We start from the raw sequence: 18,376 nt of genomic DNA on the forward strand, positions 1-18,376 counted from the left end.
CTGTTACAGAGAATGTATATGACGCGTTTTATCACCACCGTTTTGCTGGCGTCCCTGAGCGGGGCGGCCATCGCCGAAGAGCAGGGCTCGCTGTTTCCCATCTGGGGTGACGAGGCCCGGGCTCGGGGCTACACCATCCCCAAACCCTACGGCTTGTCGTTGTCCTACATGGATCTCAGCAACCCGGTAGAGGTGAACAGCATCAGTCTGACCGGCACCGATCTGCTGGAAGCGGTGAGCGTCGATGCTCCCAATGCCAACTTCGATGGCTACAACGTGACCGTACGCGGCGACCTGTGGGTGTTCCCGTTCTGGAACCTGTACGGCATCATCGGCTACACCGATGGCGATTCGGTGGCAACCATCGAATCTCTGGGGTGCGACGCCAGTAAAGTCAGCGGCGTGGGTGACAAGTTGCTGTGCGCCGCCATCGATGCCGTCGGCCCGGCGGTTCAGGGCGCCCCGTTTGCCCTGGAACTGAACGGCGGCTCCTACGGCATCGGCACCACCCTGGCCGGGGGAATTGGCAACTGGTTTGCCCTGGTCGACATGAATTACACCTACACCAGCCTCAGTGCCCTTGACGGTGAGATCGGTACCTTTACCGGTGCTCCACGGGTGGGCTATCGCTGGGAACTGGCCCGTGGCAGCGAGATGCGCGCCTTCATTGGTGGCATGTACATGGCCATGGATCAGGAGTTATCCGGCAACATCTCGGATCTGCTGCCTGAGGTGGCGGCCATCGCCGGCGATGGCAAGTTTAAAGTCTCTCAGAAGGGCACTTCACGCTGGAATGGCGTGGTTGGTGCCATGTACTCCTGGCGCGGTGAGTGGGAGTTATTGGGCGAGATTGGCTTTGGCGACCGCGAAACCTACTTTGCCTCTGTATCACGGCGATTCTAATTGATGAAATCAGCATGGATTGGGGTGGCCTGCTTGCTGGCCGCCCCTGCAGTAACGGCTGCAGAAAATAGTGAGGCCGAAACCGGCCTGGTGCAGCGGGCGTCGCTGTGGATGGATCGGGTCTTGGAGGAGTTGGGAGCCGATGGCGCCTACGATCCCCACGATGGCATCGACTGGAGCCTGTTGCCGGGGCCGTTCTACACCCCGGAGAAGTCGTTTGGTATTGGCATCTCGGCGGTGGGTCTGTACCAGGCCGACGACGTAAGCAGCAACATTCAGCCCAGCTCCATTACCATCAACGGTTTTGGCTCGGTTAATGGCGCCTATGGCGTGCAGGTGCGCAACAAGTCGTTTTTCGACGATGATCGTTACCGCCTCTACATCGAGGGTGAATTCACCTCGTCGCCAGACATCTTCTACGGCACCGGCATCGATGCCGGCCGCGATGAGTCGCAGTTAACCGATTTTGAACGTAATGCCCTGGGGATCACCCCGCAGTTTCTGATGCGGGTGGCACCGGCGACCTACGTCGGCGTGGGCTATGAGCTGTCCAGGGCCAAAGCCCGGGATCTGGATGGGGCCTACGAGTCTGGCGGTGGGCCGGCATTTTTCGCCGACACCATCGTTAGCTCCGGCGTGACCCTGCATCTGGTTCATGACAGCCGCGATTTTGTCCTCAACGCCAGTGAAGGGCATTTGCTGCAGGCGGATGTGGCGGTATTCAGCAAAGCACTGGGATCGGATCAGGACTTTGAGAAATACAGCCTGACCTACAACGACTACCTGTCGCTGACGCAACTGGATGCGGTACTGGCCTGGCAATGGCTGGCGGAGTTCAGCAGCGGCGATGTGCCCTGGGATCAGCTCAGCCACCTGGGCGGAAGCCATCGGCTCCGGGGTTATGAAGAGGGCCAGTACCGGGGCAAACAGATGACCCTGGGCCAGGCGGAGTGGCGTCAGCACCTGCGAGGCCGCCACGGCATGGTGGTGTGGGCCGGGTTGGGGACGGTATCCGACTCCATCTCCCAGTTGGGGGACGACAAGTGGTTGCACAGTGTCGGCGTCGGCTATCGGTTTGAGGTGAAGCCACGGGTGAACGTGCGCCTGGACATGGGCTTTGGCAACGGCGACGGCGGTTTCTACTTCTCGGTTAACGAAGCGTTCTAGCCAAAGTCGTTACTGGTGGTTAAGAAAAATCCCCACTTGTGCGGTAAGAGTCAATGACTCTTACCGCCACAAAGGAGTCGTTCAGCGACGTAGCACTTGGGGAAAATCAGAATCAAAGAAGCTTGTGATGCCCCGAGCCACATCGACAATACTACCCCGCGCTGGCTGTTCTTCTTCTGGCTTCCACCAGAGCCAGTCATATCAAGGGCAGCGAGTTAGTCGGGGACTGTCCTCTGTCGAGTTGTGGTTTAAGTGAAAAGCCCCTAGCAATACGCCATTAACCAAAATGAAGGACAATTGAGAGTAATAGCACTCCACCTGCGATAATAGCCTGTACAGTTACTATTAAAAACATTTGTGCTCTACTTTTAGTAACATTTCCTCCGGTATCGATGAGCCAAATATAGAGTTTTTTCTAGATTTTCATTCAGCCATTCACAACAAAAAACACTCAAATACAACAAAGAAAGTATTAACCCCATAAACAAGACTAGAAGGGCAATCATTAAATTTAAATTCCCGCCTGTTATCCAAGACATAGCCCAAAGCGGAGTCATGATTAGAACAGGCCTAGGTCCAGAGCCATAACTAATATCCACTATAACCTCTGAGGGAGACTTTCTCTCATTATTATTACAGTAAATCCATAGAGGTGCATAAAATACAAAACGAAGAAATAGAGCGATCACTAATTTTATGAATTGTAGCATTACTTAATTTACACATAATCGAAGATTTAGTCTTCCTGGTTAATCAAAGAACAGAAAGGCGCACACTTTAAGAGGTCTATGTAAGTCAATAACTTATTGTTGAGGGTGCCTTCATTAGTCATTGATCAATAGAACTTATGCTGTTCGGCTTGCTTTGGCACAAAAATATAAGTCAGCCACATAAATGTAAAAATATAGGTAGCCACCACAGAATATCCCTAATGCTAGCAACAAAGCCTCAAAAAAGCCTGGATTACCTATTGAGCGTAAAGAACCAAAAAATAGAGCTCCTAGCGCCGAATATACAGAATTTTTTTTAACCAATATACTAAGTCGATTGCTCTCAACGTCTTCGCTCATTCCAAGAGCCCTTAAAACAGGGTTGTTTTTAGTCGCATTGCCATAATGGGCTGATGGATTGAACTTGCACGTCTGCAAAGTAAATCGGCCTCTTTTTAAGCATGTTTCAAAATTTGCAGATGGTTCGTAAATCCTAGCAAGAATACCTATTGTTGGTCCAAGAAACGAGAGTAGAAGCACCAATGCCAACCACCAGTTACTATTACCCCCTGTTAGCCATATGTCAGACAGAGCAAGTGCCATTGAAATTAATGTAAAGCAGGTTATGATGCTGCGGCAAAGGAGGTATCTAACATCAAGACTTTTTGAAGTCTTAAAATAAAACCATGTGAGTGATGTTGAAATAATTACAAGAGCGGTTACAATCAGCCACTCTCTTCTGTATGTTGAGGAGGATATGAGAGTACTACCTAAAATAAATAGAACAGAAATTCCGTGTAAAAATACAAAGCTCTCAAGTTCTTCTCTTACTATACAGTTGATCTTCAATTTTTTTATCCGATAATTAAATAGATAGTCGTCTCCAGCTCGAATACTATCTATACTTCATGTCTACAAAGATGAGTAGCTTACCGATGCTGTTAGCATGGGTGTCTTGATTGGGCTTATATTGAGATGCCTTCACTTCTCCTGGAGATGGTCATCGACTCAATAAAGTGGAGAGCAATCAGGGGCAGCCATTAAGTTCAACCACTTCACCTCGTATGAAAGAAAAAAAGAACAATCAAAACGAGGACACCCGGAGACATACCAAGAGCGACAACCATTAGGCCACAACGTGCACAAATTTCCTCTTGGTCCATATGTTCGAGACCCGCCAAAATTACTTTTGCAAGCTTAAATTTATCATTTTTAACAAAAATAAAGTACGCCGAAATAGCTCCAATTGTTAAAAACATAATCAATCTAAAGTCGAAACTTATGGGCAAGAAATAACCAGAAAAGATCTCTAATAAGTGGCAGAGCCCGCTAAGGAAGGCAAAGACCATCACTGACATGGCGCTAAAAGGGAAAATGTGACAACCTTCATCTTCACATTTTTTAAGCATATCCGTATACAAGTTCCAATAAGAGAGATATAAAAAGTTTTTTAGAAATTTAAATTCCATCATATTAACTGTTCCACCAATCGTATCGTTACCTGCAAACAGCATCACCACGAAGTGACGGGCAGCGCACTCCACATTGCGGTCTTTCAGGAGCTTGGGGTGTAACCCCGCCTTAAGCGGAAAAATAGTTAGTTACACTTGTTGAGGTACGAAACAAAGCCAACTGTTTTTGTTGATCCTGATGATCATGAACCGTTTAAAAGACCTTGTTAGCTTTAAGTCCCAACAACTTTTTGTGCAATCTGCCCACTCAAAGACAAGTGAACTTCGATATCTGTTGGTTCAAGATTACTAAGCTCATATTCACCACCTAACAACCAAGGTTTAGTTAAGCTATATATTTGACCACTAGATAGTCTTTTACCTGATTGGATCAAATCCCCAATCAATTGAACAGCAAAATATTCAACAACAAATTTTTTATCTGACAGAAGTTCGTTAAACTCTTCAGGCGATTCTGCTACCTGTGAAAATTCAGCCCCACCAGTATCTAACCACCAAACTTGATCATTTCGTATATGTTGTACAAAGGCATCGCCAGACGCTGACAACAAAACAGGCAAATACTCACCATCTAATAACCACTCCCAATCACATAATATAGTATTTCTATCAAGGTGACTGAAATTTACAGTTAAATCATTTAAAGTCATCTAAATTTCCAGAGAAAGCATTACGGTGTCCGAGTTTTTAAACGCCTGATTATAAGCCACATGCATCTTTTTTTGCAGCAGATTTTGCGATATTGGGATTGTGAATTTCAGCACTTTGAAACACCTTACATGACTCTTGCTTTTCACCGTTCCTTAAATAAAGTAACGCTAATTCATACAAACTTCTCATGTTTTTCGGGTTCAACCTCAGAGATTCATCAAAGTATTTTAAACTTTCGTTTTTATTCCCATTATACCCATGGGCGATAGCCAATAATGAAAAACTATCTGAATCAGAAGGATAGTTTTTTGAATCCAACGTAGCATGTTTTATAGCTGACATAAGATCGTTTTCATTTAAATATATCTGTGCTAAATTGTAGTTAACTCGTCTAAAATTTGGGTTTTGTTCGTAGACCGCTAAAAATAACTCCCGCGCTTTTGTGTAGTTTTGCTCGTTCATTAAGCAATAGCCTTTGAAATATAAAGCTTCAACATCTCTATTATTGCTTCTTATCGCTTCGTCAGCCAACGATTTGACTGCCGGACAGTTTCCACTTTTAACCAACTTTTCAAACTCACTTGGTTCTTGATTACTAGTGGTATTTCGGCTCTCTATTTCCAGTATTTCTTTCGCCAATTCATCGACTATAGGCATAACATGATCTGTAGTTACCATTGTGATTTGTGGCCAAAATTCAGGCATCCTTTTATTCCATTTTGCCATTACTGGACTTTTCATAATTTCTGCCAGTTGAAGTAGTTCATCGCCGGAAAAATTTTTCGCGACTATTGCAGCTACCTTTCTTTGATATGAACTTGAAGACAATAACTTTGATACACGCGCTGATATTACTTCTTTGTGTTTTTCCCAGTGCGGCTTTCGCGTTAAGATCATTTGAGTCATAGCATTAGAGTGTTCTGCTAAATCCAAAACATCTGAACCATAGAATATAGATCTAGCTAACTCTATTTTTTCCTCTTCTACAACGTCAGCTACCGCAGGTAATCCAAGTAAAGCAAAGAGAAAAAATAAACTTCTCATAAAATAATGTCCTTTTAATTCGCCAAATTTCAAGTGGCTTATAACAGTGTATTAGTGCGAATTCGTACTAAGCCTGAAAAAGATACAAAGACACCCATCTTTTGATCTTAGTAAATCAGTAGCTTACCGATAAGCATAGCGCGGGTGTATTGTTAATCGCTATTGCAAGGCCGAAGTTTGATTTTCTATACACAGGAGCTCTCCGATACAGAAAAGGGTGGTAGATAAAATCATTGTTCCTAGGTTTCCAGAAAAATATAGTACAAGCGCGCCAACGGCAATCGCATAAGGAACTCTTGAAGCATTTCTATTTTCTGGCTGCACAGGATTAATAAACCCGATAAATTGTGTCTTAAAATTCAGCTTGAATAAGCTTGATGAAATGGCAATTAGTATTGTCATAAACGAAGTCAAGTAAATTGCAGCAGCAATCTCAAGATTTGATGCAACGGCAGGTACACTGTTAATAAGGTCGAATCCAAAACCAGCAATAATTGAATAAATTATTAGCGTTGCATATTTTTGTTTTTTTGTCATTCATATCCCTTAACATTATTAGTGGTTCTAACTTCTGGCTATAGAAATACTCACTTTCTAATTGCTGTAAATTAGTGAATTACTGATACAGTTGTCATAGTTATCCCGTTAATCATCAGAAACTCTTGATGCAACATTAAGGTCATTGTCTTTTCCAGAAAGCGGGTTACCTTCATAACCTATTTGATTGATTTGTTAGACTTTACGAACGTCTCAAATCGATTTTTAATCTCTTTAGTGACTTTAATGCTATCAGATGAGTATTTAAAATCTGTTTGACATATAAACTCAACCACCCATACGTCTTTGTGATCATCTAAAACAACATTAGTGGCTAGACAATCTCTAATTTGTTGAGCATTAAGCTGTGATCTACTTGATGCTCTATCAAGCCATCTCTGGCTAATTATCTGGCTTTGGAACTGTCTCAGCAGTTCATTGACTCCATCAAGTGAAAAATTATGTATATCAGATTTTGATATTTCAACCTTTTGAGGAAATGCTACAGAAAAATGAAAATACTCTTTAAGATCATATCCTAACTTTCCAGAGATAAAGAAAATAAAATATACTACACAAATGGAAGTGATGGCTCCGTCAAAAACCTTCCTGACTAACGACTTATTCTTACTATTTTGGGGCTTGTTATCAACTCTATTTTTTGTTGACTTTTTCTTATTATTTTCAGAGATAGAGTTTATCTTTGTGCAAGTTGTGCACTTTACTTCATTACTATGTATTGCAAATGGTAATGGTGCCCCACAATTAAAGCAGTTATTTTCATGCATTGTTTATTTTCATCCGTTTGGCTTCGCTGATATTTAATTAAAGGCTACGGAGATACCCATCTTATGAAGGATTTACAAGATTTACAAAGACACCCATCTTATGGTCTTTGTAAATCAGTAGTTTGCCAGTTGGCGTGTGTGTCTTGTTAATCGGTATCGAGTAACCATCTAATCGATCTTTTCTTTGCAGTTCCAACAACGCTCGGAGGGCAAAGAGTAGCTATACAATCCTTTCATGACCTGATTTTTTTTACACCTAGGGCAGAAATAGTTGAATATCATTATGAATATATAAATTCCGTTGCAGAAACCGACTATCCAAAGCAGAGTATTTAAACTTTCTAATAGATGTGGTGCAATATTGAATAAAACTGTCAGAGCTACCTGAAAAATTAATGCGAACCTGAATTTCTGGTAACGTCTCATAACTATAATACCTTTAGATCTGTATTTTGTGGTTAATGGATATAGAGACACCAATATTGTGGTCTTTGTGAATCAGTGGCTTACTGATAAGGTTGGTGTGAGTTTTTAATAACTGTTTGTTTCGGTTAAAGAAACCCTGTATTTACCATATGATTCGTTGAGGCTCGAGCTAATGACTAAAATCGCAATGGGTATTACTGCTATTGCAGATGAGATTGAACCTATTAGATTTGCTAAATTATCGTTTCCACCACTTACAATCGTACCAATCATTGCGCCAGCTATGCCACCAACAAATGAAAATGGGAGGCTAAATAAAATCGTTTTCCAAGTGATGTTCCACCAAATACGGGTTGCGATTTTGAAAGAGGGTTTTATTTCATGATCCATTATTTCTATCCTTGTTAAATTAATTTACGGTACCAACTCAAACAGTTTGCTCTCTTCATAACCAAAAGCAAAATGATAGAAGGACAGTCCAAATCTATATGTTTCTTCTAAGTTTCCGCCAAGAATAACTCTGTAAACAGGTGCTGTTGAAGTTGAGGTGTATTGTGGTTGGTTCCCATAGGTTGTTTGTGAAACATGCAAACCATTTATAGACGCCCATTCCTTAAACTTCTCAGCAACGTGTTTCTGTGGTTCGACCATCACTTCGAATTCTAGAGAATAAATTCCATTTTCGAAAACAAAATATACACAATCCACACCGTTACTTGTAAGGCCAAAAAATTCGTATGGCATTTGGCCTAAACTGAGTTTTTTAAGTACCGGTTTAGTATCTTGATAGGATACGAAATTAGATGTGTCAGCATGAGAAGGAGCGAAACTTAAAAAACTCATGATTAATGCTAGAAATTTCTTCATAACTTCATCTACCACTTAACAACCTATAGTGCGGCCAATGTGAGGTCTTTCCTGCCAAGGATCCTTGTCGCTTATCTTGGACGTGCAGAGGGCCCGGCCTGTCGCTAGTGTTTTTCTTATGAAAACCAAAGCTGCCTCTTTGCCTTCAGGTCAACAATCTCGAACAACCGGTTAGGCACTGACAAATGCGGAGTCATGTAGCTTCGTGCATCTCTACACTATGCTGCTGCATTGCCTGTGTTAGTAGGTGCAAACCTCTATGTTGCTGATTTTTATTGATTTAATTTTTTAATGTGTCAAATTTCAGCCAAGCTCCGCCATTGATGAGCCATTGCGCCCACTCGTTACAGCATCATTGGTTGCATCTTACTGATTTAACGGGGTTATTACGGTACACCTCTGCTGTTGGTGTTTTCTAGGGGACAGGTCACAGTGTGGAGGATTTTGTTGTCACTGATGACTGTAATTGGCGTCTCGGCGTTTATTGGTCAACATGCAACAGCCGGACTCTTGGTTATTCAGGGGCCTCGGAGGGAGTGGCAACGGGAGAGTGTGAAGCTTCGTCTTCGGTAGAACTTAGATCTGATGACTCTGAGCAGCCTTGGTATGGCATCTTGGTAGTGGCGGGGGAGCTCATGCTTTATTTTGGGGCTTCGGCGTTACTTTACCCTTAGCCCAAGCAGCCGTTGGCTTTCTTAAACCCAGGTAGCAGCACAAAAAATCCGGGCCCTGAAACAGGGCCCGGATGGTAAGGGTTGGTTGAAACTCAGCGGTGGGTTAGTGTTCGTACTTCAGGGCTCGCATGGCGGCTTCCGGCCAATGCTTGGACACCTGTTCGTTGATGAACTTGGCCTTCTCTGATTTCAGCGCTTCCATGTCCAACTTCACCGCCGCCTGGGCCGCTGCTTTGCTGGACAGATCCGGGTAGGCCACTTCGGTCACTTCCAGCTGGGTCAGCACCTCGGCCAGTTGAGTGCGCGCCAGTTCGGCCTGAGCCTTGGCCTCGGTCAGCAGCGCCATTGCTTCCTCGGGGTTGTGGGCATGGATGCCGTGGGAAGCCATGGCGAAATCCCAGCGCCACTGGGCGTGACGAATGGCCATCAGCGGCTCATCCATAAAGTACCACTCGGCACCGGCATCCCAGGCGGCCTTGGCTTCGTAGTGGGCCTTGACCAGCATCAGTTCAATCTCGGTGCGCAGGGCATCGATGGCGGCCTTGTTGTCAGCCAGGGCCTGGGTTAGCTCGGCTTTGCTGTCGTGGCAGGCCACGCAGCTCAGATCGAAGTTGTCCAGTGCTCCGCCGACGTTGTGTTCGCTGTAAGCCTGGCCGTCTTCGGTTTGCTTTTGTGGCATGTGGCAGGTCACGCAGGTGACCCCTTGCTTGGCGTGCTGGCTGCGGCTCCAGTGTTCAAACTCCGGGTGACGGGCTTTGAGCATTGGCGTGCGCGAAATCGGGTGCAGCCACTCGTAGTAGCGGCGGGTGTCGTAGTAGCGCTCAATCTCGTCGGCGCTGCTGCCGAAGATCCACGGAATGTTGACCCGATTGCTCGATTCCGGCTGGAAGTAATAGGTCACGTGACATTGGCCACAGGTCTGGGCGCCCTGCATGTTGCTGTTCTGTTCATCGAACGGCAGGCTCACCTTGGCCATGGCCTTTTGGGCGTGAGGCCGGGTCAGGGTCAGGGCATTGGTGCCTTCCTGGTGGCAGTCGGCGCAGCCGATGGTGTTGGCCATCTCCGGGCCGAGATCGGTAAAGTTGCTGCCGGCAAACGCCAGTTCACCCATCTCGTTCATCATCCTCGGCACGTCCGGGCCTTTACAGGTCCAGCAGCTGGCCGACATGCCCTTTTCATCGGCCGAAGCCGGTGCCACGCCGGTGCGCAGGGTGTTGCTGACGTCGCTGATGGCAAAGCGGTGGCCGCGGGGGCTATGGAACTCCTTGGCGTAGGCACTGCCGGCCCACAAGACGACCATCTGCGGACGCTGCTCCAGCATGTCTTCCCGCTCGACGGTTTCTTCTGTAGTCAGCCAGGACTGGTATTGCAGTGGGGCGCTGTCTTGCCACTTTTTATTACCCTGTACCTCGGGGGCAGGGGAGCAGGCGCTCAGTAGCAGCGAAGACAGGGCCAGCGCGGCCAGGGGTTTGGGTGTGAGCATGGTGCCGATTCTCATTATGGGTCTTGGGTTCAGTATAAAAACAAAGTCGGCGGCCCGCATTCAAAGCGGGCCGCTGGCAGGCTATCCCGGGCGTCCGTCGAGTCGAGGGCGACACAGGAAGGCGGTGTAATGCCACAGGAACAAGCCAAAGGCGAAGCTCCACAGGCTGCCGGCCAGCCAGTGCCATAACTGGGTGGACTGGGGCCAGAGAATGGGGAACAGGGCGCGGACCACGGCAGCGACAATAATGGCGGCAAACGCCGGTGACATCCACGGGCCCTGGTAGATGTTGCGGCCGGTATGGCCCAGCGTGACCCGGGAGATCATCGCCAGGCACATGCCGCCGATGGCGCCGACACCCACCAGGTGCAGCAGTTGCCGTTCGGCGTGGGGATCATTGGGAAACAGCGCCATGCCGATAAGCGCCAGGGCGATGCACAGGTAGCTTAAGTGCAAGGACCACAGCAGCGGCTCTTTGGCGGTTTTGTGGGCCGACCAGCGTGCCTGGCGCACCAGTTGCAGCAGACCGGTGGCGCCCAGCAGCAGCGACAGGGCTGCGCCGCTGATCACATGGGCCACCGAGTTGACGGCGATCAGCGCCAGGCCAATAAACACCGGCCAGTCGAGCCACGCCAGAGGCTGGGCCTTGTCCACTTTGAGTCGGAGGGCGGTGAAAAACGGCACCACCCGGCCACCGACGAAACTGATCATCAGTGCCATCCACCAGATCATGGCCTGCCACAGGGTGGAGGCGGTCACCATGTCGCGCTGGGCCAGGGCGTAGTAGCTGAACAGGTTGGCAGCGGCGGCGATGGTCAGCAGCACCGGGAACGCCACGTTGCGCCACTGTTTTACCTTAATGATGCTGTGGGCCAGTTTGGCGGCGGTCAGCAGCAGGAACGCGGTGTCCGCCAGCGCTGGCAGCCACAGTGGAATTGCCATCGGCAACAGCAGCAGAATGCGGGCGCTGAGCCAGCAGGCCACCACCACGGCCAGCGGCATGCCCTTAAGGCCAGGTTGATTGGTCCAGTTCTGTACCGCGGTTAACAGGAAACCGGCGACGATGGCCATGGCAAAGCCGAACAGCATCTCATGGGGGTGCCACCAGATGGGGATTACCGGGCTGAAGAAGGCGTTGGTCAGTACCGGCGAGTTCTGGGGGCTGTACCAGGCCAGCAGCCAGATTGGGATCAGAATACAGGCGACGGCGGCACCGCCGAGAAACAGCGGCCGGAATCCCAGTCGTAACAGGGCAGGGGTGGTCTCGATGTGGTTGGGGTCGTCAATGTTCAGCATGCGCTCGATCTCACAGGGTTGCCGTTGCAGGTCCATAGTGAATGCAACCTGATGAGACGGTGTTCAGCGCTAACTCGAACGGCTCATAAGTTGCATTCAATATGATGGTTTAAACCTTAGTGAATTACTCTGGTATACACAAGCAATAGTAGCGCCTATCCATCGCGCTGTGATCCGAGTCACGACCGGGCTACTCCTAAGTAGGTAAAGCCCTCTGTCGTGAGGGTTTTTTACTGACTGATGCGGTGGGCCTATGGCCACATTCTGGTCGCTGCCAATCGAGTTGTGACATTTTGGTTAAATGTTGTACTCTTATTTAAGTAGTTGATTTGTAGTTAGCGAACCGCGCCGGACGGCGCCGTTCTTTTTGGGGCTCTCGCGCTGACAGGGATACGGATCATGACCCACATCTTTTGCCATCCGAATGAGGTAAAAAACCGCACTCAACTGGAGTTGCCGCTGCTCGCCGGTGCCGGATTATTGACCTTTGCCTTTCCATTTTGGGTAGACAGTTCCCACTGGGGGCTGTTTCTGTTCTGCCTGGCCATCAGTGCCGGCTGCATGAAGATGAGCTACCACATCCTACGCTTGATGCCGTTTCTCGACAGTGAGATTCAGATCGATCGGGTCGGTTTCACCATTACCGGCAGCGACGGCAACTATACCCGCCACCTGTGGCAGGAGGTCGAAGACGCCCGCTACGACGCGGTGTCGCAGACCGTGGTGGTGGAGGATGCCATGCATCGGCCGCTGTTGGTGGTCTCAGAGCAGATCAACGACTTTGCCGATCTGGAGAAGGCGATTCGCAGTTACGCCCTGATACGGCTTTAAGAAAAAAGTAACGATTCAAGCAAATTAGCGCTGGATCACAGAGTGAGTAACGCGTTCAATTCACTTCAACTTTCCACAGTGTTTCCCGAATACTGTGCGTATACACTGGCTCCAGCTTACGGTGCTGAGAGGCCACCACGATTGGTGAGGGAACCGGGTGAAATGCCCGGACTGTACCCGCAACTGTAACTGACGCTACCCAGGGTAGTGCTCCAATGTCTATGCCACTGGCGAAAGCTGGGAAGGCCGGCGGAGCGACAGTCAGGAGTCAGGAGACCTGCCTAAGCTGACGTGCTGGAATTCGGGCGGGCCTACCCGAACTCATTGATGTCGTATTAACCCGTTTCATCCTGGATGAGACCGGGCGCTTTTGGGCAACCCAAAAACGACAGAACCAGCAAAGCAGTTACGGACTTTGGCCGTCCAGAGTGCCTGTTTGGCACCCATGGAATGTTGACCTATGAAACGCCTTTCTGCCGCCTTGGCGGCAACGGTATTAAGTACCCATCTGGCAGCGGCGCCTGCGCCTGTGCAACCTGAACCTTCCGCCATTGTATTGGCCGCGTTTGGCACCACCTACGATTCGGCCGTGGACTCGCTGCTTCAGATTCAGCAGGACGTTCAACAGGCGTACCCCGACACCCCGGTTCGCTTTGCCTTTACCTCCAACATCATTCGCAAGCGTTGGCACCAGCGCCAGGGCGATCAGGCCTATCAGGCGGCCCACCCCGACATTCCGGCGGAGCTGTACCAGGTGAAAAACGTGCTGGGTACCCTGGCGGATCTGCAAAACGACGGCTATCGCGACATCGTGGTGCAGACCACACTGCTGACTCACGGCGAAGAGTTCACCGATCTGTTGGCCTACACCGACGCCCTGGCTGGCATCGACACCCTCAAGGCCAAGTGGAAACCGTTCCAGCGTATTGCCGTTGGCCGCCCCTTGATGGGCACCTGGGGGGCGCAGCAGGAATATCGCCATGACCTCGAGGCCCTGACACTGGCCCTGGCCGCCGACGTGGAGCAGGCTCGCAAGAGTGGCGCCGCGCTGGTGTACATGGGCCACGGCAACGATCACCTCTCAACCGGTTTGTACTACGAGCTGGATGAGTTGATGAATCAGCACTACCCCGATGTGCCGGTGTACGTGGGCTTGGTAGAGGGCCATCCGGATTTCGATCGCTTAAGCGCCAGGCTGCAGCAGGATGGGGTGACCAAGGTACAACTGCGTCCGCTGATGGTGGTGGCCGGCGATCACGCCAGCAACGACATGGCAGGTGATGAGCCGGACTCCTGGAAGATTCAGCTGCAACAGCTGGGCATGGAGGTGGAGCCGGTTCTGTCGGGACTGGGCAACAACCCTCAGGTTCGCCAGCGTTACCTCACTCACCTCAATGACGCTGCCGCTGCGGCAGGCATTGTTCTGAAGTAACAATCGGGGCGCCGATGCGCCCCGTGTTTTTGAGGTAAGCGATAACAATGACTCAATCGACGCAGGTCGTCCTGCAGGGGCGGGGCCTGAAGCGAGCCTTTGGGGCCCGTCAGGCGGTCGCCGACATCAGCTTTGAACTTAAGGCCGGTGAAATTTGCGCTTTTCTCGGCCCTAATGGCGCCGGAAAAACCACTCTGATCAAGATGCTAACCGGCCTGTTAACTCCGGATGACGGCGAGATCCATTATCAGGGCGAAGCCTATCATCCCAATCGACTGGCGCTGAAAAAGCTGATTGGCCTGGTGCCCCAGCACAACAACATCGATCGGGAACTGACTCCAGAAGAGAACTTGCGGGTACACGGCCTGCTGTATCAGATGCGCGGCGCAGAGCTGACTCAAGCCATCGAAGACAGCCTGGTGTTTGCCGGCCTGGAAGCGCACCGGACCACACCGGCAGAGAAGTTGTCCGGTGGCATGAAGCGGCGGTTGGTGATCGCCCGGGCGCTGATGCACAAACCCAAGATTCTGTTTCTGGATGAGCCGACCGTGGGCCTTGACCCCCACAGTCGCCGCACCATGTGGTCGTTTCTCGGCAAAATCAATCAGCAGCAGGGCTGCACCATCTTTCTGACCACTCACTACCTCGAAGAGGCGGAGCGACTGGCGTCGCGGGTGGTGTTCATCGAACAGGGGCGAGTCATTGCCGATGGCAGTTGTCAGTCGCTGAAACAAGCATTAGGAGCCTATGTGGTGGAGACGGGAACCACAGAGCCGAAACAGGAATTCTTCGACAGCCGGTCTCTGGCGTTGGCCAGATTGGCGCAGATTGAGGAGGCGGCAGTGATTCGGGAAACCAGCCTGGAAGACGCCTTCTTACAGATGACCGGAACCAGGTTGGTGAACCATGGCTAAGGCGTCCCTGAGTACCATCACCGGCATCTATTATCGCGAGACCCTGGTGCTACGGAAAAAACTGCTGCGGGTGGTGTTGGCGGCCGCGGTACCGCCGTTTCTGTATTTGATGGCCTTCGGCTTTGGGGTCGGCAACGACACCCAGGTCAACGGCGTCGATTACCTCACCTTCCTGCTGCCGGGGCTGCTGGCGATGGCCAGCATGAATCAGAGCTACAACATCGCCACCGAGATCAACATCAGCCGTTTCTACCTGAAGATCTTTGAAGAGTTTCTGCTGGCGCCCAATCAGCGCTGGCAGATCGTCGCCGGTGAAGTGATGTACGGCATGACTCGCGGCTTGATCCCAGTGGCGATCATCGCCTTGTACGCACTCCTGTGTGGTGTCGGCCTCAACTTTGGCCCGGCGCTGTGGCTGGTGTTGCCTTTGCACCTGATGGCGTTTTCTCTGATTGGTTTTATCGTGGCGCTGAAGATGAAAAACCACCGCGATCAGGCGTCGATGACCGCCTTTGTGATCACGCCGATGATGTTTCTGTCCGGCACCTTTTTCCCGGTGGAACAGATGCCCTGGGTGATTCAGGGGCTGGCGATGGCCTCGCCGCTGACCTATAGCGCCGAACTGCTGCGATCGGCCTTGTTGGGTCAGCCATTAAGCCAACTGTCGCTGCTGATGATGGTGGTGTTGAACCTGATTTTGCTGGGGCTGGCCCTGCGCACCCTTAACAGGCTGGAACCATGAGGAGTCTGGCCGTTGTTGCCCTGGTGCTGGCGGGCGCGGTGGCGATGCTGGCGGGCCCGCAGTGGCTGGAGCCCTGGTCGTTGTCGCCGCTGCAGCGGGATATTCTTACCGAACTGAGGCTGCCCAGGGTGCTGTTTGCGGCGTTGATTGGCGCCATGCTTGGGATCAGCGGCAGCGTCTATCAGCTGACCCTGAAAAATCCGCTGGCGGACAGCTTTACCACCGGCGCGGCGTCGTCGTCGGCGCTGGGGGCGGTGCTGGCCATCGCCCTGGGCGTGCCCGGTTATTGGGTGTCGGTGTGCGCCTTTGCCACCGGCATGGCGGGGCTGGTGCTGGTGTACCGCATGTCCCAGCACCGGGGCCGCATCAACCCGGTGACCATGATTCTGGCCGGGGTGGTGATGAACATCATCGCCTCGGCGGTGATCAGTTTCGCCAAGTATTACTTCGAAGACTCTTTAAACGCCATTGTCTACTGGCTGATGGGCGGCATCTTCCTGGTTAGCTGGGACAGGTTGGCCCTGTGTGCCGGCCTGCTGGCGTTGACCTATCTGTTCTTAAGCCGACGGGCGGTGGCCCTGAACTTGCTGGCTCTGGATGAGGCCTCGGCCCAGAGCCTGGGGGTCAATGTGCAGCGGCTTAGGGCCAGTGCCTTTGTGCTGTCGACCCTGTTGGTGGCGGTAGCGGTGAGCTTTTCCGGCATCATCGGCTTCGTGGGCCTGATTGTGCCTCACGTGGCACGCAGCCTGTTTGGCAGTGACATGCGCAGTAACCTGTTCTATTCCGCCGTGATGGGCAGTGGCCTGTTGGTGGTGTCCGATGCGGTCTCCCGAGTGGTGATCCCGGGAGGTGCGGAGTTGCCGGTGGGGATCATTACCGCGGTGCTCGGTGGCGGCTTCTTCTTTTATTTGCTTCACACTCGCAGAGGAAGTTTGTGGAATGGCTGAGATACGAGTGGATCAGTTGGTCTACCAGCGCGATGCGTTTTCCCTCAAGGTCGATCAGCTGCTGATTGCACCGGGGGAAAAAGTGGCATTGATGGGCGAGAACGGCTGCGGCAAGAGTACCTTGCTGGGCTTGCTGACCGGGCTGCTGACGCCCGCGAGTGGCGACATAAAGTACGGCAACCAGTCTTTGGCGCAACTGGGGTTTCCACAGCGATCGCGGCTGTTTTCCCTGTTGTCGCAGTTTTCAGACATTGCGTTTCCTTTCACCGTGGCCGAAGTGGCCCTGATGGGGCGTTTTGCTCACCTCAAGGGCGGTCAGTACAGCGATGAGGACCGGCGCCAGACTCGGGAACTGCTGGCCTTGCTGGATGTGCTGAGATACCAGGATCGCAGCTATGGCGAACTGTCTGGAGGCGAACAGCGGCGGGTGATGATGGCCCGGGTGCTGAACCAGGCCACCCCCATCGTCTATTTGGATGAGCCGAACTCCAGCCTGGATGTGCGTCATACGCTGCAGATTTTCGGCCACCTGGCGCAACTGGAGGCCACCGTGGTGACCTCGGTGCACGACATCAACCTGGCTCATGCGCATTTTGATCGTTTTCTGTTTTTTAAGGCGGGGCGACTGCTGCACGACGTGCAGCGCCATCAGGTCACGCCACAACTGTTATCCGAGGTTTATGATGTATCGGTCTCTGTGGGTACTGATAGCTTTCGTTTTTGCTGCTAAGGCCGCCGCCTACGACAGAGTGGTGTTGTTGGCTCCGGCGGCCGGGGATCTGTTCCAGCGACTGGGGCAGGCCCATAAAGTGGTGGGCGTGACCCGCTCCAACGACGACTTTCCCGAGGCGCTGCAGGTTGGCAGTCACATCAAGCCCAATCTCGAGCTGATTAAATCCCTCGATCCGGATCTGATCGTGGTGGCCAGTGAGCGTTTTTTCAGCGCCGAAATGGCCCGCCTGGTGGGGGCCGAGGTGTTTTGGTACCAGCCGGTGACTCTGGATGGGGTTTTGACTGAGCTGGCGCGGCTGGGAACGGCGCTGGACTGCCAGCCACAGGCCGAGGCGGTGGCCGAAGAACTGCAACAGCTGCGTTTGCGGCTGCAGCCGTTGTCCGACCGGCCCAAGGTGGTCTACGAGGTGACCGAAATGCCGCTGACTCTGGCCGGGCAGGGCAACATCGCCGCCGACATTGTCGCTGCCGCCGGAGGCGAGCTGGTGACCCCGTCGACTCGCAAGCTGGTGAAGTTCAATGTTGAAGGGGTATTGATGAGCCAGCCGGATTACTACCTGTACCAACAGGGGCCGATGAACCCGTCGCCGACGCCGCCGCTGCGTCGTCCCCACTACCGTCATCTCAATGCCGAGGCGATCAAGGTGGATCAGCTGCGCTTCTCCCGCGCCAATGGCGATTCATTTTCCGTGGCCCTGGACCTGAATCAGGTCTTTTTGCATCAAGGAGATAACCGTTGATTTAAAAGGTATTTAAGTGA

The 18,376-nt window shown here is 51.2% G+C and carries 19 protein-coding genes and 1 riboswitch; of the genes, 9 read left to right on the forward strand and 10 right to left on the reverse strand.

The window, feature by feature from the left end:
* Nucleotides 1-18: 18 nt before the first annotated feature.
* Both H598_RS0107345 and H598_RS0107350 read left to right on the forward strand, forming a co-directional pair.
* A complete protein-coding gene (locus H598_RS0107345; RefSeq protein WP_051252548.1) occupies nt 19-903 on the forward strand; it encodes a hypothetical protein in 885 nt (294 codons plus the stop codon).
* A 3-nt stretch (nt 904-906) separates the two neighbouring features.
* Entirely contained in the window at nt 907-2,070 is a 1,164-nt protein-coding gene (locus tag H598_RS0107350) for a BamA/TamA family outer membrane protein (protein ID WP_028112448.1), read from the forward strand.
* An 845-nt stretch (nt 2,071-2,915) separates the two neighbouring features.
* Here the strand turns inward: H598_RS0107350 and H598_RS26430 are convergent.
* The 10 genes from H598_RS26430 to H598_RS0107370 form a co-directional block, all read right to left on the reverse strand.
* Nucleotides 2,916-3,629, reverse strand: coding sequence for a hypothetical protein (locus H598_RS26430; protein WP_156896961.1), 714 nt, complete (start codon nt 3,627-3,629; stop codon nt 2,916-2,918).
* A 206-nt stretch (nt 3,630-3,835) separates the two neighbouring features.
* Nucleotides 3,836-4,324 carry a hypothetical protein gene (locus H598_RS0107355; RefSeq protein ID WP_028112449.1) on the reverse strand — a complete coding sequence of 163 codons (489 nt, stop codon included), beginning with the start codon at nt 4,322-4,324 and terminating at the stop codon, nt 3,836-3,838.
* Nucleotides 4,325-4,464: 140 nt separating this feature from the next.
* Nucleotides 4,465-4,902 carry a T6SS immunity protein Tdi1 domain-containing protein gene (locus H598_RS25945; RefSeq protein WP_084144368.1) on the reverse strand — a complete coding sequence of 146 codons (438 nt, stop codon included), beginning with the start codon at nt 4,900-4,902 and terminating at the stop codon, nt 4,465-4,467.
* 49 nt (nt 4,903-4,951) lie between these two features.
* On the reverse strand, nt 4,952-5,947 hold the full coding sequence (locus H598_RS0107360) for a tetratricopeptide repeat protein (RefSeq protein ID WP_028112450.1): 996 nt from the start codon (nt 5,945-5,947) through the stop codon (nt 4,952-4,954).
* A 159-nt stretch (nt 5,948-6,106) separates the two neighbouring features.
* Nucleotides 6,107-6,484, reverse strand: coding sequence for a hypothetical protein (locus H598_RS26435; RefSeq protein WP_156896962.1), 378 nt, complete (start codon nt 6,482-6,484; stop codon nt 6,107-6,109).
* Nucleotides 6,485-6,663: 179 nt separating this feature from the next.
* Entirely contained in the window at nt 6,664-7,272 is a 609-nt protein-coding gene (locus H598_RS26440; protein WP_156896963.1) for a hypothetical protein, read from the reverse strand.
* Nucleotides 7,273-7,803: 531 nt separating this feature from the next.
* The gene (locus tag H598_RS26445) at nt 7,804-8,088 is read right to left on the reverse strand and encodes a hypothetical protein (protein WP_156896964.1); all 285 of its coding nucleotides are present in this window, start codon (nt 8,086-8,088) and stop codon (nt 7,804-7,806) included.
* A gap of 24 nt (nt 8,089-8,112) precedes the next feature.
* Complete coding sequence (locus tag H598_RS26450; protein WP_156896965.1) at nt 8,113-8,565, reverse strand: hypothetical protein; 453 nt, start codon at nt 8,563-8,565, stop codon at nt 8,113-8,115.
* Between the two features lie 777 nt (nt 8,566-9,342).
* Nucleotides 9,343-10,722: an ammonia-forming cytochrome c nitrite reductase subunit c552 gene (locus H598_RS0107365; protein ID WP_035415637.1), complete on the reverse strand. Its 1,380-nt coding sequence runs from the start codon at nt 10,720-10,722 to the stop codon at nt 9,343-9,345.
* 81 nt (nt 10,723-10,803) lie between these two features.
* Entirely contained in the window at nt 10,804-12,018 is a 1,215-nt protein-coding gene (locus tag H598_RS0107370; RefSeq protein WP_028112452.1) for an NnrS family protein, read from the reverse strand.
* Between the two features lie 399 nt (nt 12,019-12,417).
* On the opposite strand from H598_RS0107370, the gene H598_RS0107375 reads away from it, so the two are divergent.
* The 7 genes from H598_RS0107375 to H598_RS0107405 all read left to right on the forward strand — a co-directional run bounded on the left by H598_RS0107375 (nt 12,418) and on the right by H598_RS0107405 (nt 18,356).
* Nucleotides 12,418-12,849, forward strand: coding sequence for a hypothetical protein (locus H598_RS0107375; protein WP_028112453.1), 432 nt, complete (start codon nt 12,418-12,420; stop codon nt 12,847-12,849).
* Between the two features lie 101 nt (nt 12,850-12,950).
* A riboswitch (cobalamin riboswitch) is annotated at nt 12,951-13,148 on the forward strand.
* A 161-nt stretch (nt 13,149-13,309) separates the two neighbouring features.
* Nucleotides 13,310-14,281, forward strand: a complete 972-nt coding sequence (locus H598_RS0107380) for a sirohydrochlorin cobaltochelatase (RefSeq protein ID WP_028112454.1) — start codon at nt 13,310-13,312, stop codon at nt 14,279-14,281.
* A gap of 47 nt (nt 14,282-14,328) precedes the next feature.
* The gene (locus H598_RS0107385; RefSeq protein ID WP_035415639.1) at nt 14,329-15,195 is read left to right on the forward strand and encodes an ABC transporter ATP-binding protein; all 867 of its coding nucleotides are present in this window, start codon (nt 14,329-14,331) and stop codon (nt 15,193-15,195) included.
* Entirely contained in the window at nt 15,188-15,937 is a 750-nt protein-coding gene (locus tag H598_RS0107390) for an ABC transporter permease (RefSeq protein WP_035415640.1), read from the forward strand. The genes H598_RS0107385 and H598_RS0107390 overlap by 8 nt, the downstream gene beginning before the upstream one ends.
* Nucleotides 15,934-16,884, forward strand: a complete 951-nt coding sequence (locus H598_RS0107395; RefSeq protein WP_028112457.1) for a FecCD family ABC transporter permease — start codon at nt 15,934-15,936, stop codon at nt 16,882-16,884. Before H598_RS0107390 ends, H598_RS0107395 begins: the two co-directional genes overlap by 4 nt.
* The gene (locus tag H598_RS23630; RefSeq protein WP_051252551.1) at nt 16,877-17,614 is read left to right on the forward strand and encodes an ABC transporter ATP-binding protein; all 738 of its coding nucleotides are present in this window, start codon (nt 16,877-16,879) and stop codon (nt 17,612-17,614) included. Before H598_RS0107395 ends, H598_RS23630 begins: the two co-directional genes overlap by 8 nt.
* Nucleotides 17,565-18,356: an ABC transporter substrate-binding protein gene (locus tag H598_RS0107405; RefSeq protein ID WP_169629233.1), complete on the forward strand. Its 792-nt coding sequence runs from the start codon at nt 17,565-17,567 to the stop codon at nt 18,354-18,356. The genes H598_RS23630 and H598_RS0107405 overlap by 50 nt, the downstream gene beginning before the upstream one ends.
* Nucleotides 18,357-18,376 lie beyond the last annotated feature (20 nt).

Origin of the sequence: Ferrimonas kyonanensis DSM 18153, from assembly GCF_000425405.1 — a bacterium.
Taxonomy (GTDB): domain Bacteria; phylum Pseudomonadota; class Gammaproteobacteria; order Enterobacterales; family Shewanellaceae; genus Ferrimonas; species Ferrimonas kyonanensis.

Coding starts and splice junctions, on each gene's coding strand:
- H598_RS0107390 (WP_035415640.1), top strand. CDS start 15,188: ATGGCTAAGGCGTCCCTGAGTACCATCACCGGCATCTATTATCGCGAG.
- H598_RS0107405 (WP_169629233.1), top strand. CDS start 17,565: ATGATGTATCGGTCTCTGTGGGTACTGATAGCTTTCGTTTTTGCTGCT.
- H598_RS26435 (WP_156896962.1), bottom strand. CDS start 6,484: ATGACAAAAAAACAAAAATATGCAACGCTAATAATTTATTCAATTATT.
- H598_RS0107395 (WP_028112457.1), top strand. CDS start 15,934: ATGAGGAGTCTGGCCGTTGTTGCCCTGGTGCTGGCGGGCGCGGTGGCG.
- H598_RS0107345 (WP_051252548.1), top strand. CDS start 19: ATGACGCGTTTTATCACCACCGTTTTGCTGGCGTCCCTGAGCGGGGCG.
- H598_RS0107360 (WP_028112450.1), bottom strand. CDS start 5,947: ATGAGAAGTTTATTTTTTCTCTTTGCTTTACTTGGATTACCTGCGGTA.
- H598_RS0107370 (WP_028112452.1), bottom strand. CDS start 12,018: ATGCTGAACATTGACGACCCCAACCACATCGAGACCACCCCTGCCCTG.
- H598_RS0107350 (WP_028112448.1), top strand. CDS start 907: ATGAAATCAGCATGGATTGGGGTGGCCTGCTTGCTGGCCGCCCCTGCA.
- H598_RS25945 (WP_084144368.1), bottom strand. CDS start 4,902: ATGACTTTAAATGATTTAACTGTAAATTTCAGTCACCTTGATAGAAAT.
- H598_RS0107375 (WP_028112453.1), top strand. CDS start 12,418: ATGACCCACATCTTTTGCCATCCGAATGAGGTAAAAAACCGCACTCAA.
- H598_RS26440 (WP_156896963.1), bottom strand. CDS start 7,272: ATGCATGAAAATAACTGCTTTAATTGTGGGGCACCATTACCATTTGCA.
- H598_RS0107380 (WP_028112454.1), top strand. CDS start 13,310: ATGAAACGCCTTTCTGCCGCCTTGGCGGCAACGGTATTAAGTACCCAT.
- H598_RS26450 (WP_156896965.1), bottom strand. CDS start 8,565: ATGAAGAAATTTCTAGCATTAATCATGAGTTTTTTAAGTTTCGCTCCT.
- H598_RS0107385 (WP_035415639.1), top strand. CDS start 14,329: ATGACTCAATCGACGCAGGTCGTCCTGCAGGGGCGGGGCCTGAAGCGA.
- H598_RS23630 (WP_051252551.1), top strand. CDS start 16,877: ATGGCTGAGATACGAGTGGATCAGTTGGTCTACCAGCGCGATGCGTTT.
- H598_RS0107365 (WP_035415637.1), bottom strand. CDS start 10,722: ATGCTCACACCCAAACCCCTGGCCGCGCTGGCCCTGTCTTCGCTGCTA.
- H598_RS26445 (WP_156896964.1), bottom strand. CDS start 8,088: ATGGATCATGAAATAAAACCCTCTTTCAAAATCGCAACCCGTATTTGG.